Genomic DNA, 13606 nt, shown 5'->3' with positions numbered 1-13606 from the left:
ATAATGGCCGGATCCACGATAACGATCGTGGACTTCCTTCACGTGCCTGCCCCATGCGCTTGGGCGGGCGCCTTCCCTCGAGGAGCGCACACAGTGTCCGATCTTGATCAGGTCACGCTCAACGCCGGCGATACGTCGGTTGTTCTGCCCGTCATCAAACCTACGCTCGGCAACGATTGCGTCGATATCTCGAAGCTGACCAAGGAAACCGGTCTCTTCACCTACGACTCCGGTTACACCGCCACGGCCAGCTGCAAGTCCGCCATCACCTATATCGACGGTGACAAGGGCGTGCTGCTGTACCGCGGTTACCCGATCGAACAGCTCTCGGAAAAGTCGAGCTACGTCGAAGTGGCCTACCTGCTGATCCATGGCGAGCGTCCGAGCGCCGAACAGCTGAAGGCCTTCACCGATGAGCTGGCTGCCGAGGCCAATGTCGATGCATCGGTCAACGCACTGATCGCCAGCTTCGCCACCGATGCCCATCCGATGGCCATCCTGGCCGCTGCCATTGCGCAGCTGTCGGCCAAGTACCACGCCGCGCTGGACCTGTCCGATGCGCAGCAGCGCCGCCAGGCCGCGGTGCGCCTGATCGCCAAGGTGCCGACCCTGTCGGCGCTGATCTACCGCCACGGCAAGGGCCTGCCGGCCAACACCCCGGACACCTCGCTGGATTACGTCAGCCGCTTCCTGAAGCAGACCTTCGAGTCGGCCGACGGCCAGTACGAGCTGAACCAGGACGTGGTCAAGGCGCTGGACCTGCTGTTCATCCTGCACGCCGACCATGAGCAGAACGCCTCGACCTCGACCGTGCGCCTGGTCGGTTCGACCGGTGCCAACCCGTACGCCTCGGTCGCCGCCGGCGTCACCGCGCTGTGGGGCCCGGCCCACGGCGGTGCCAACGAAGCGGTGCTGAAGATGCTCGAAGAGATCGGTTCGGCCGACAACGTCGAGTCGGCCGTGCTCAAGGCCAAGGACAAGACCTCCGGCTTCCGCCTGATGGGCTTCGGCCACCGCGTGTACAAGAACTTCGACCCGCGCGCCAAGGTGATCGGCGAGATGACCGGCAAGGTGCTCAAGCAGCTGGGCGTGCAGGATCCGCTGCTGGACGTGGCGGTGAAGCTGGAGCAGGCCGCGCTGCAGGACGACTACTTCGTCGCCCGCAAGCTGTACCCGAACGTGGATTTCTACAGCGGCATCATCTACAAGGCGCTGCAGATCCCGACCGAGATGTTCACCGTCATGTTCGCCCTGGGCCGTACCTCCGGCTGGGTGGCGCATTGGCTGGAGCAGCAGGTCGACCCGGAAATGAAGATCGGCCGCCCGCGCCAGGTCTACACCGGCCACGACGTGCGCGACTACCAGGGCTGATCCCCGGCGGCCGCTGCAATCAGAACGCCTCCGCAAGGAGGCGTTTTTTTTTGGTTCTTCGCCCATGCCTGGGGCTACCGCCCAAAGGCCATGGCATTGCAGGAAAGCAGGTAGTGCCGGCCGCTGGCCGGATGCCGTTCCTTGGGCATGGCGCTACCAGAGCGTGGCTCGGACCTATGCTTCCCCATGCGCACCGGCCATGTGCGGAGGGTTGGCGCGGGTGGGTTGGCGGGACTGTCGAAAACATGGGTCCGGCGTATACGCCGGACGGGTTGGGCAGGACGCCCAACCCCGGCCTTGCCGAGTGCGCAGGACAGCGCACCCGAGCAAGTTTTCGCCAAGCCCCCATGGGTGAAGGCGCATTGCTTGCGAGGCACTGCCTCGCATGCGACTGAACGCACAGCCGCCGGCGGCTGGGCCGGGCCGCGGAGCGGGGTTCACGGCGTGTCCCGCCAACCCACCCGCGCCAGCCCAATCAGCGCATACGTCGGTCATTGCCGTTGATCTGAGGCTTTAGTGCGCAGCTGACTTCCCGTAAATCGGCGAAGAACCTATTTATGGATGGGTCGGACCTACCGGTCCAGGTAGCCGGCGATCTCTTCGGTGGCCAGCAGCTCGCGCAGCTGGGCCAGCGAGGCGCGCCGCATCGGTTTTTCATCGATGGGCGACAGCGGTGGTTGGCGCAGCGCGTCGTAGGGCAGCACGGCGATGTCGAAGCTCAGTTCCTCGGCGCTGAACACCCACACCGGCGCGTCCAGGGTGCGCTCGCGGTCCAGCCGCAGGCGCCGCGAACGCGATTCGGCCGGGATGCCGTGCTCGTCCAGGAAACGCTGCAGCGCGTCCGGGTCGTCGCTGTGCACCTGCAACTGCACCGGGCTGTTGGCGTCGGCCGTGCCGTCCAGCACCGGGCCACACAGGCGCGGGGCGAAGTCGTGCAGGAATTCCATCGCGCGCAGCGCGGCCTGGCGGCGCTGGTGCAACTGTTGACCGTGGTCGGCACCGGCGAACAGGCGCTGGTACTCGCGCAGGGCGTGTTCGATCTCGGCATTGCGCGGCAACGAGGCATCGTCGTGGATGTCCAGCCGGGCGGCGGCCTTGAGCTTGGCCTGGTGGTAATCGCGGATCCCGCCTTCGGCCATCAGGCGGGCGGCTTCATGGGCGAGCCGGTGGCGGCGCTCGCGGGTCTGGGTGGCTGCATGCTGAGGGGCTCGATGCATGACCGGGATTCCTTGGCGACCTGCCGCGACTGTACACCGCGGATGTGACAAGGGGGTAGAGCCCGGCCACGCCTGGCTGCCCGCGCGATCGGGCATGGGGAGACGGCCGGGCCAGCGCACAACGAAACAGGCCGGGCTATGCCCGGCCTGTTCGATCACGGTGACACGCCGGCGTCAGAAGATATCGAATGCGGCGTCGTCGGCCTGCGGTACCTGGGCTTCGACGTTGAACTCCTCGATCTTGTCCATGTCCTCGACCTTGACCCACTCGGTGGCACCGTTGAGGGTGGCCTGGACCATGCCCGACGGCGGCTCGTTCTGCGCGATCGGCACGTCCTTGAGCGCGGCGCGCATGTAGTCGATCCAGATCGGCAGCGCGGCCTTGCCGCCGTACTCGCGGTAGCCCAGCGAGCGGAAGTCGTCGCGGCCTACCCATACGGTGGTGGCATAGGGGCCGCCAAAGCCGGAGAACCAGGCGTCGCGGTGGTCGTTGGTGGAGCCGGTCTTGCCGCCGACGTCGGCGCGGCCGAGTACCTTGGCCGCGGTACCGGTGCCGCGCTGGACCACGTCGCGCATCATCGACACCAGCTGGTAGGCGGTGCGCGCATCGATCGCCCGCGGTGCCACCCGCGCATCCGGGTTGACCGGCCTGGCCGGTTCGGCCGGCTGCTGCGGCTTGGCCGCGGTGGTGGGGGCCGGCGCTGCGGCGGCGCCGAAGTTGAAGCCGTCCACCACTTGGCTGACCGGCGCGCCGCCGCTGGTGCCGGCGCAGTCGCGGCAGGCCATCGCCGGGTTTTCCTTGAACACCACGTTGCCGTCGCGGTCGGTGACCTGGTCGATCAGCCAGGTCTCCACGCGCGAGCCGCCGTTGACGAACACCGCATAGCCGCGCGCCACCGACAGCGGGGTCAGCGAGGCGGTGCCCAGCGACATCGACAGGTTCGGCGGCAGTTCGGCCTCGGCGAAGCCGAATTCGCTGATGTACTTGCGCGCGTAGTCCACGCCCATGCCATCCAGCAGGCGCACCGACACCAGGTTGCGCGACTGCACCAGGGCTTCGCGCAGGCGCATCGGGCCGCGGAAGCCGCCGCCGTCGTTCTGTGGCGACCAGGTCTTGCCGCGGCGGTCGCGGAACACCACCGGGGCGTCGAGCACGATCGAGGCCGGGTTGAAGCCCTTGTCGAACGCCGCTGCATAGATGAACGGCTTGAAGCTGGAGCCGGGCTGGCGGCGCGCCTGGGTGGCGCGGTTGAACTTGTTGCCGGAGAAGCTGAAGCCGCCGACCAGCGCCTTCAGCGCGCCGCTTTCGGCGTCCAGCGAGACCAGCGCGGACTGGCCGCGCGGGATCTGGTCGAGCAGCCACTCGCCTTCCTTCTCGCCGCGGCGCACCCGCACCACGTCGCCGCGGGTGAGCAGCTTGGCCGGGGTCTTGTTGGCCCAGCGGCTGGCGGTGGCCGGCAGCACCAGTTCGCTGCGGTTGGCCAGCACCACGGTGGCACTGCCATCGGCGGCGGTGCCGGCCACGATCGCCGGCAGCAGCCCGGACTGGGCCACGATGCCCGACAGCTTGGCGGCCATCGCCTTGGCGTCGGCATCGGCGGGCAACTCGACGTGCTGTTCCACCCCGTGCCAGCCGTGGCGGTGGTCGTAGGTGCGCAGGCCGTCGAACACCGCCTGGTTGGCCGCGGTCTGCATGGTCGCGTCGATGGTGGTGGTGACGTGATAGCCCTTGTTGACCACGTCGCCGCCGAAGCGGGCGATCATCTCCTGGCGGACCAGCTCGGCCACGTACGGGGCCTCCACCTGCACCGGCGGCTCATGCGCGCTGGCATGCATCGGCACCGCCTTGGCGGCGTCGGCCTCGGCCTGGCTGATGAAGCCCAGGTCGGCCATGCGCTGCAACACGTAGTAGTCGCGCCGTTCGCGGGCGCGCTCGGGGTTGCTGATCGGGTTGCCGCTGGACGGGAACTTGGGAATGCCGGCCAGCGAGGCCATCTCGTCCAGGTCCAGCTTGGCCAGCGGCTTGCCGTAGTAGAACTCGGCCGCAGCGGCCACGCCGTAGGCGCGGTTGCCGAAGAAACTCTTGTTCAGGTACAGCTCGAAGATCTCGTCCTTGCTCAGCTCGGCCTCGATCTTGCGGGCCAGCAGGATCTCGGCCAGCTTGCGGGTGTAGCTGTACTCGGAGCTGAGGAAGAACTGGCGGGCGACCTGCTGGGTGATGGTGGACCCGCCCGGCACGCGCTTGTCGCTGGTGGTGGCCAGCAGCCACACCGCCCGTCCGATGCCCTTGTAGTCGACCCCGCCATGCTCGTAGAAGCGGGCGTCCTCGGTGGCCAGGAAGGCCTGCTTGAGCCGTTCCGGGACCTCCTTCATGGTGATCGGGGTGCGCCGGGACTCGCCGAACACGGCCATCAGCTTGCCATCGCTGGCATACACGTACATGGGCTCCTGCATCTCGATGTTGCGCAGGCTCTGCACATCCGGGAGCTTGGAGGAAATGGCGTAGTAGAGGCCACCGGCAACGGCGGCGCCGATCAGGCCCAGGACCAGGAAGGCGACCAGCAACCAGCGCAGCCAGCGGCGAAAGCGTGTCATCAGTGACAGATTCCGATTGCGAATTTCGTGGCCGCAGAGTATAGATTACACAAGGGAACGGCTGGGGTTGTTCCTGGGGAGCGCAGATCGATCACCGTCTGGGGACGCGTGAAAGTGTGTCGAAGTCCACACTTCATGGCGTGATGGTTGCGATTTGCAAAAAAAACGTTATTAATGCGCGGACGCAGGTTCTGCGTTCAAGTGCCCGTCGGCAGGGGAGAAACCGTGGGGCTTATCCCAAAAAGCCAGTCGCCGCTTATTGGCGTCGACATCAGCTCGACTGCAGTAAAGCTCTTGCAGCTTTCCCGCAGTGGCAATCGTTTCCGTGTGGAACATTATGCTGTGGAACCACTTCCGCCGAATGCGGTGGTGGAGAAGAACATCGTGGAAGTGGAAGCCGTCGGCGAGGCGATCCGCCGCGCCGTGAACCGTTCAGGTACCAAGGCCCGGCATGCCGCCGCCGCCGTGGCCGGCTCGGCGGTGATCACCAAGCTGATCCCGATGCCCGCCGACCTGGACGAGAACGACATGGAAGCCCAGGTCGAGCTCGAAGCGGTCAACTACATCCCGTACCCGATCGAGGAAGTGAACCTCGATTTCGAGGTGCTGGGCGCCATTCCCAACAACCCGGAAATGGTCCAGGTGCTGTTGGCCGCGTCGCGTTCGGAGAACGTGGAGCTGCGCCAGTCGGCGCTGGAGCTGGGCGGGCTGACTGCCAGGGTGATGGACGTGGAGGCCTTCGCGGTCGAGAACGCCTTTGCCCTGGTCGCCAGCGAGCTGCCGATCGCCAGCGATGGCGTGGTGGCCCTGGTCGACATCGGCGCCACCATGACCACGCTCAATGTCCTGCGCGGCGGGCGTAGCCTGTACAGCCGCGAACAGGTGTTCGGCGGCAAGCAGCTGACCGACGAAGTGATGCGCCGTTACGGCCTCACCTACGAGGAAGCCGGCCTGGCCAAGCGCCAGGGCGGGCTGCCGGAAAGCTACGGGATGGAAGTGCTGGAGCCGTTCAAGGAAGCCACGGTCCAGCAGATCAGCCGCCTGCTGCAGTTCTTCTATGCCGGCAGCGAGTTCAACCGGGTCGATCACATCGTGCTGGCCGGCGGTTGCGCGGCGCTGGCCGGTCTGCCGGAGATGGTGGAAGAGCAGCTGGGCGTGGCCACCGTGGTGGCCAACCCGCTGGCACAGATGACGCTGGGCCCCAAGGTACAGGCGCATGCCCTGGCCCAGGACGCACCGGCGCTGATGATTGCCACCGGTCTGGCGCTGAGGAGCTTTGACTGATGGCAAGAATCAATCTATTGCCCTGGCGCGCCGAGCGGCGCAAGCAACGCCAGCGTGATTTCTACGGCATGCTCGGGTTCGCCGCCATCGGCGGGGTGCTGCTGTCGCTGTTGATCTGGTTCTACTACGACCGTCAGGTCAGCGGCCAGGGGGATCGCAATACGTTCCTGCAGGCCGAGATCGACAAGGTCAAGGAGCAGAACAAGGAGATCGACCGCCTCGACCGCCAGAAGGACCGCCTGCTGGCGCGCAAGAAGGTGATCGAGGAACTGCAGGCCAAGCGCTCGCAGATGGTGCACCTGTTCGATGCGCTGGTGCGCACCATCCCCGACGGGGTGGTGTTGACTGCGCTCAAGCAGGAAGGCGACATCCTCACCCTGCAAGGCCGTACCCAGTCCAATGCCCGGGTCAGCGCTTACATGCGCAACCTGGAGAACTCCGGCTGGATGACCAAGCCGGAACTGACCATCATCGAGGCCAAAAAGCCTGACGAGAAGGACGGCAAGGCGACCGGGCCGGTATCGGACATCACCGCATTGCCGTACATGTTCGAGGTCAAGGTGACCCTGCCGGCGCAGAGCGAGCCGGTGGATGGCGTGGTGGTGGAAGGCGGCATGCCCGCTGTGGCCGACCCGGCCGCGGCCCCGGCGGCAACGCCGGCGGTGGCACCGTTGTCGCCGGGCCCTGCGCCCGCAGCGCCACCGGCACCGGCAGGCCCGGCCGCTGCGCCGGCCGCCGATCCGGCCAAGCCGGCCGGCAGCCGCCTGGTTCCGCCCGCCCCGGCCGCACAACCGGCGGCATCCAGCGTGCTGCAGAAGGGGGCCGCATGAGCCAGAAGATCAACATCAAAGAGCTGGATTTCAACAACATCGGCAACTGGCCGCAGCAGGCCAAGGTGGTGTTCTGCGCGCTGCTGTCGCTGCTGATCGTGCTGTTGGCCTGGTTTGCCCTGATCAGTGGCAAGCGCGAGGAACTGGCGGGCCTGGAACGCACCGAGACCGAACTGCGTACCGAGTTCGAGAAGCAGCAGGGGCGTGCGGTCAATCTGGAGCCGCTCAAGCAGCAGCTGGCACAGATGGAGCAGGTGCTGCAGCAGATGCTGCGCCAACTGCCCAGCAAGACCGAAATGCCGGACCTGATCATCGACATCTCGCAGACCGCGTTGTCCAGCGGCCTGGTCAACGAGCTGTTCCAGCCCGGTGCCGAATCGCCCAAGGAGTTCTACGCCGAAAAGCCGATCGCCCTGCGCATGGTGGGCAGTTACCACCAGTTCGGTGCGTTCGTCAGCGGCGTGGCTTCGTTGCCGCGGGTGGTCATCCTGACCATGCATGACATCAACCTGAAGCCGAAGGACCCCAAGACCGGCATCACCGCCCGCAGCGGTGCGCTGGAACTGTCCGGCACGGTCAAGACCTACCGTTACCTGGACGACCTGGAAATGGAAGCACAGGAAAAAGCCGCTGCCGCCGCTGCCAAAGACGGGGGCGCGAAATGAGCCTGGGCACGACCGTACGGGTGTGTGGACTGCTGGTACTGGCCCTGCTGGCCGGCTGTGCGCGTGGCGTGAGCAGTACGCCGGGCGATGCGCCGAACCTGGAAAAGTGGGTGGCCGACGTGCGCGCGCGTCCGGCCCCGCCGCTGGAGCCGCTGCCGGTGATGCAGCAGTTCGAAACGTTTGAATACTCCGCGCAGGGGATGCGCGATCCGTTCACCGATGCCTGGACCAATCCGCAGGGCGGCTCGGGACTGCGTCCCGATCCGAACCGCCGCAAGGAGCCGCTGGAAGCCTTCCCGCTGGACGCCTTGGACATGGTCGGCTCGATCGGTAGCGGGGGCGGGCTGGTCGCGCTGGTGATCGCGCCGGACAAGGTCACCTATCGGGTGCGTCCGGGCGTGTATCTGGGGCAGAGCGACGGCCGCGTGACCGGGGTCTTCGAAGACCGGATCGAACTGATTGAACTGGTGCCGGATGGCGCGGGCGGCTGGCTGGAACGGCCTGCATCGCTTGCGCTTGAAGATCAATGAATGATTATGGGGATAGCACGATGACCTTTTCCAACGCCATGCGGCAGCGTCCCGACCGGCGCCCGAAGCTGATCCACCTGTGCGCGCTGGGAGTCGCGCTCATGGTGGCCAATGGCACGTTGCTGGCGGCCACGCCCGTCGCCGCAGCAGTAGCACCGACGGCGGCGGCAGGCGCACCGGCCGCGCCTGCAGCGCTGTCGGTGTCCAAGATCGACTTCAAGCGCGGTGAAGACGGCGCCGGCCGGCTGATCCTGCAGTTCGACGGCAAGGGGGCCAACCCGGACCTGCGCAACCAGGGCAACAGCGTGCTGATCGATGTCGGCAACGCGCGCCTGCCGGAGAACCTGCAGAAGTCGATCAACGTGACCGACTTTGCCACCCCGGTGCAGCGCATCGATCCCAAGCCCTATGGCGGCGGCACCCAGCTGGTGCTCAACACCAATACCGCATTCGATTCGCTGGCTTACCAGAGCGGCAACGAGTACGTGGTGGAGATCAGCCCGCGCAAGGCCGCGCCGGCCACCGGCGCGATCAACGCCACCACTGTGACCCAGGCGGCCGCTGCGGTGTCGCAGCGCGGCTACAGCGGCAAGCCGGTGACCTTCAACTTCCAGGACGTGCCGGTGCGCACGGTGCTGCAGTTGATCGCCGAGGAGTCCAACCTGAACGTGGTGGCCTCCGACAGCGTCGAAGGCAATGTCACCCTGCGCCTGGTCAATGTGCCGTGGGACCAGGCGTTGGACATCGTGCTGCGCGCCAAGGGCCTGGACAAGCGCCGTGACGGTGGCGTGGTGTGGGTCGCCCCGCAGCCGGAGCTGGCCAAGTTCGAGCAGGACAAGGAAGACGCGCGCATCGCCATCGAGAACCGCGAAAACCTGGTCACCGACTACATCCAGATCAACTACCACAGCGCCACGGCGATCTTCAAAGCCCTGACCGAAGCCAAGGGCATCGGTGGCGGTGGCGGCGGTGGTAGCGGTGGCGGTGGTGGCAACGGCAGCTCGCAGGAAGACAGCGGTTTCCTGTCCTCGCGCGGTCGAATCGTCGCCGATGAGCGCACCAACACGCTGATGATCAGCGACATCCCCAAGAAGCTCACGCAGATGCGCGAGCTGATCAACGTGATCGACCGCCCGGTCGACCAGGTGCTGATCGAAAGCCGGATCGTGATCGCCACCGACACCTTCGCACGTGAACTGGGTGCCAAGTTCGGCATCACCGGCAGCCGCGACAACGTGTTCTTCGGTGGCAATGTCACCAGCAACCACGCCAACATCACCGACCAGGCCAAGGTCAACAACGACTACCAGAAAGCAATCAACGAGTGGGATGCCGGTGGCCGTACCGGCGCGGTGCCGGTACGCGCACCCAATACCATCAACACCGGTGGGCTGAACTGGAACCTGCCGGTAGCCGCTACCAGCAACCCCGGCTCGCTGGCACTGTCGATCCTCAACGCCGGTTACCTGCTCGACGTGGAACTGTCGGCGATGCAGCAGGAATCGCGTGGCGAAGTGATCTCCAACCCGCGCGTGGTCACCACCAACCAGCGTGAGGCGGTGATCAAGCAGGGCAAGGAAATCGGCTACGTCACCATCAGCGGCGGCGGTGCGGCCGGCGGCGCGGCGCAGGCCAACGTCCAGTTCAAGGAAGTGGTGCTGGAGCTGAAGGTCACCCCGACCATCACCAACGACAACCGCGTGTTCCTGAACATGTCGGTCAAGAAGGACGAGGTGGAAAGCTACATCGTGCTGGAAGGCTACGGCCAGGTCCCGACCATCAACCGCCGCGAAGTGAACACCGCAGTGCTGGTGGACGACGGCCAGACGGTGGTGATCGGCGGCGTGTACGAGTTCACCGACCGCAACAGCGTCAACAAGGTACCGTTCCTGGGCGACGTGCCGTTCCTGGGCAACCTGTTCAAGAAGCGCAGCCGCAACAAGGACAAGGCCGAACTGCTGGTGTTCGTGACCCCCAAGGTGCTGCGCGTGGCCAAGACCAACTGAGGTCGGCCGCCGCTGTACCGCCAAAGGGCCGCCTCGTGCGGCCCTTTTGCTTGATGCTTCGCCGGTTTGCGCGGCCAGGGCAGCCCGACGGCCGTGGGGATGGCCGGCGTAGCCGGTAGGTCCGGCCCGAGGTCGGACGCTTTTCATTCCGGCACCGCGCTGTCCAATCCTGGGCCGGGACTGCCGGGCGGCGAACCCGGCCCGCTTCATCCTGCCTTCGGGAACGGGGCAGGGGACCGCGCTATGCTGGGCACTGTTTCGTCCCAAAGCAGGTGAACTCCATGGCAGCGGCCAACTGTTCGAGCTGTGATGCGCGGTGTTGCCGGCTGACGGTGGTGCTCGATGCCTCCGAGCGCATTCCGGCGCACCTGACCACGGAAATGTCCGGTGGCCTGCGGGTGATGGCGCGGGCCGAGGACGGATGGTGCGTGGCGCTGGACCGGGTGCGCATGAACTGCGGCATCTACGAGGAGCGGCCGTCGGGCTGCCGGCGCTTCAAGATGGCCGGGCCTTATTGCAGCGCGATCTACTCCGGCGCTGCAACGCGCCCGAACGCCGCATAGGCGGTGTTCGGTAGGCCATGGTTGCCGCGTTCAGGCAATCTTGATGCGCAGCGGGTTCCCGGCCTGCCATCATGTCGACGGAACCTTACGCGTGCCGCGTGGGTCACATGGATGCCATGACTCTGCCACCCCCCATGCCCGATACCGACGCCCCCACCCTTGCCGCCGCCGTCGCACCCGATCGCCTGCATGATGCCTTCGGCGCGCTGCGCGATGCGCTGTCGGCCGAGATCGTCGGCCAGGGCGCGCTGGTCGAGCGCCTGCTGACTGCCCTGCTGGCCGATGGCCACCTGCTGGTCGAAGGGGCGCCCGGGCTGGCCAAGACCACCGCCATCCGCGCCCTGGCCGCGCGGCTGGAAGCCGATTTCTCGCGCGTGCAGTTCACCCCGGACCTGCTGCCGGCCGACCTGACCGGCACCGAGATCTGGCGTCCGCAGGAGGGCCGCTTCGAGTTCGTGCCCGGGCCGATCTTCCACCCGATCCTGCTGGCCGATGAGATCAACCGTGCCCCGGCCAAGGTGCAGTCCGCGCTGCTGGAAGCGATGGGCGAGCGCCAGGTCACCGTGGGCCGGCACACCTATGCGCTGCCGGCGCTGTTCCTGGTGATGGCCACGCAGAACCCGATCGAGCAGGAGGGCACCTTCCCGCTGCCCGAAGCGCAGCTGGACCGGTTCCTGATGCATGTACGCATCGGCTATCCCGATTCGGATGCCGAAGCGGAAATCCTGCGGCTGGCGCGCGACCGTGCGCGCGATGCACTGGGCAGCGCGCCGCCGGCCCCGGCGCGGATGCCGATGGCCGATGTGTTCGCCGCGCGCAAGGCAGTGCTGGAACTGCATATGGCGCCGGCGCTGGAACGCTACCTGATCGAACTGGTGCTGGCCTCGCGCGATGCGCGCCGTTACGACCCGGCGCTGGCGCGGCGGATCGCCTGGGGCGCAAGCCCGCGTGGTTCGATCGCGCTGGAGCGTTGCGCGCGGGCCCGTGCCTGGCTCAACGGCCGCGATTTCGTCACCCCCGACGATGTGCGCAGCGTGGCCCCGGACGTGCTGCGCCACCGCGTGTTGCCCAGCTACGAAGCCACCGCCGAAGGCTGGGACGGCGACCGCCTGGTCGCCGAACTGCTGGCACGCGTGCCGGCACCCTGAGCGGCGCATGAGCGCTTCCGAAGACAGCGCGGCCAGCCCGGCACGGGGCGATGGCCTGCGCCCGAACCTGGCCGAACTGGTCGCGCTGCGGCGCAGTGCGCATCGCCTGGCGCCGGCCCGGCGCGGCCGGCTCGGCCATGCCGGCAGTGCGCCGGCACCGATGCGCGGGCGCGGCATGGAGTACGCCGAGTCGCGCGAGTACGTGGCCGGCGATGATGCCCGGCACATCGACTGGCGGGTCACCGCGCGCACCGGGCGGGCGCATACCAAATTGTTCCAGGCCGAGCGCGAACGGCTGACCCTGCTGGTCGCCGATACCGACCCGGTGCTCTATTTCGGCACCCGGGTGCGCTTCAAGTCGGTGCAGGCCGCCCGCGTGGGCGCGATCGCGGCCTGGCTGGCGCAGCGCCAGGGCGACCGGCTGGGCGCGTTGCGCGGCAGTACGGTCGAGGCCCCGCTGGCACCGGCCGGGGGTACCCGCGGCGTGCTGCGCGTGCTCGATGCGCTGACCCGCTGGTACGCCCAGCCGCCGGCCGACGATGCCGGGCTGGACCGTGCGCTGGAACACGCCGCGCGGCTGCTGCGCCCCGGTGCGCGGGTGGTGGTGCTGGCCGACCCGACCCGCGCGGCGGCCATCAGCGTGTCGCGCTGGACCGCATTGGCGCTGCATCACGAGGTGATGGTGATGCTGCTGGTGGACCCGCTGGAACTGGCGCCGCCGTCGGCCGCGCTGGCGTTCCAGTCGCAGGGGCGGCGGGTGCTGCTCGACCTGCACAGCGCCGGCGTGCGTGAGCACTGGCGGCAACGCTTCGTCGCGCCGCTGGAAGAACTGCAGCGCACGCTGGCGTCGCGGCGCATCCAGGTCCATGTGGTCGCCTCCGACGATGCCAGCGACTGTTGGCTGGGCGCGTTGCCGTCGGCGGTGGTGGCATGAGCGCAGCCACCGCGCTGCCGCTGCGCGATGTGCAGTTGCCGCCGCCGCCGGCATGGTGGCCGCCGGCGCCGGGCTGGTGGATGGTGTTTGCCGCCGTGCTGGCGGTGGTGGCCGGCCTGTGGGCATGGCAGGCCTACCGGCAGCGCCGGCGGCGGCGTTGGTTGAACACCTTCGACAACGCGGTGGCGCAAGCCGCCGACCCGGCCGCGCAGGTGGCCGCGATCGCCGAACTGCTGCGGCGCGCCGCACGCACGCGCCAACCCGGTGCGGAACTGCTGCAGGGCCGCGAGTGGCTGGCATTTCTCGACGCACCGGGCAGCCGGGCCTTCGCCGAGGGCGACGGCCGGCTGCTGCTGGATGGCGCCTACCGCCGGCAGGTGGATGCCGAAGCGGTGCAGCGCCTGCGCGTGCTGGCGCGTACGCGCTTCCTGGCGCTGATGGCGGGGCGCGCGCGATGATCGCG

Annotated in this window: 12 protein-coding genes; 10 read left to right on the top strand and 2 right to left on the bottom strand. The window is 67.6% G+C overall.

The window, feature by feature from the left end; translation table 11 throughout:
• Positions 1-93: 93 nt before the first annotated feature.
• The gene (locus AC3ITM_RS15180; RefSeq protein WP_489266167.1) at positions 94-1371 is read left to right on the top strand and encodes a citrate synthase; all 1278 of its coding nucleotides are present in this window, start codon (positions 94-96) and stop codon (positions 1369-1371) included.
• Positions 1372-1943: 572 nt separating this feature from the next.
• On the opposite strand, the gene AC3ITM_RS15175 is transcribed toward AC3ITM_RS15180, so the two are convergent.
• Entirely contained in the window at positions 1944-2588 is a 645-nt protein-coding gene (locus AC3ITM_RS15175) for a hypothetical protein (protein WP_489266166.1), read from the bottom strand.
• A 174-nt stretch (positions 2589-2762) separates the two neighbouring features.
• A complete protein-coding gene (locus AC3ITM_RS15170) occupies positions 2763-5183 on the bottom strand; it encodes a penicillin-binding protein 1A (protein WP_489266165.1) in 2421 nt (806 codons plus the stop codon).
• 225 nt (positions 5184-5408) lie between these two features.
• Between AC3ITM_RS15170 and AC3ITM_RS15165 the strand changes: the two genes are divergently transcribed.
• From AC3ITM_RS15165 to AC3ITM_RS15125, 9 genes are all read left to right on the top strand, one after another.
• Positions 5409-6467 carry a pilus assembly protein PilM gene (locus tag AC3ITM_RS15165; protein WP_343238305.1) on the top strand — a complete coding sequence of 353 codons (1059 nt, stop codon included), beginning with the start codon at positions 5409-5411 and terminating at the stop codon, positions 6465-6467.
• Positions 6467-7297, top strand: coding sequence for a PilN domain-containing protein (locus AC3ITM_RS15160; protein WP_489266164.1), 831 nt, complete (start codon positions 6467-6469; stop codon positions 7295-7297). Before AC3ITM_RS15165 ends, AC3ITM_RS15160 begins: the two co-directional genes overlap by 1 nt.
• Positions 7294-7962, top strand: a complete 669-nt coding sequence (locus AC3ITM_RS15155; RefSeq protein ID WP_489266162.1) for a type IV pilus inner membrane component PilO — start codon at positions 7294-7296, stop codon at positions 7960-7962. The genes AC3ITM_RS15160 and AC3ITM_RS15155 overlap by 4 nt, the downstream gene beginning before the upstream one ends.
• Positions 7959-8492, top strand: a complete 534-nt coding sequence (locus AC3ITM_RS15150) for a pilus assembly protein PilP (RefSeq protein ID WP_228887626.1) — start codon at positions 7959-7961, stop codon at positions 8490-8492. Before AC3ITM_RS15155 ends, AC3ITM_RS15150 begins: the two co-directional genes overlap by 4 nt.
• Before the next feature lie 20 nt (positions 8493-8512).
• The gene (locus AC3ITM_RS15145) at positions 8513-10498 is read left to right on the top strand and encodes a type IV pilus secretin PilQ (RefSeq protein WP_489266160.1); all 1986 of its coding nucleotides are present in this window, start codon (positions 8513-8515) and stop codon (positions 10496-10498) included.
• A gap of 281 nt (positions 10499-10779) precedes the next feature.
• Positions 10780-11061, top strand: a complete 282-nt coding sequence (locus AC3ITM_RS15140) for a YkgJ family cysteine cluster protein (protein ID WP_489266159.1) — start codon at positions 10780-10782, stop codon at positions 11059-11061.
• A 116-nt stretch (positions 11062-11177) separates the two neighbouring features.
• On the top strand, positions 11178-12209 hold the full coding sequence (locus AC3ITM_RS15135) for an AAA family ATPase (protein ID WP_489266158.1): 1032 nt from the start codon (positions 11178-11180) through the stop codon (positions 12207-12209).
• Between the two features lie 7 nt (positions 12210-12216).
• Positions 12217-13143: a DUF58 domain-containing protein gene (locus AC3ITM_RS15130; RefSeq protein ID WP_489266156.1), complete on the top strand. Its 927-nt coding sequence runs from the start codon at positions 12217-12219 to the stop codon at positions 13141-13143.
• Entirely contained in the window at positions 13140-13601 is a 462-nt protein-coding gene (locus tag AC3ITM_RS15125; protein WP_489266154.1) for a DUF4381 family protein, read from the top strand. Before AC3ITM_RS15130 ends, AC3ITM_RS15125 begins: the two co-directional genes overlap by 4 nt.
• Positions 13602-13606: the final 5 nt, after the last annotated feature.

This window comes from Stenotrophomonas sp. KH_029, from assembly GCF_057839765.1.
Note: the sequence above shows the minus strand (reverse complement) of the source record. Positions and strands in the feature narration are given on the sequence as shown.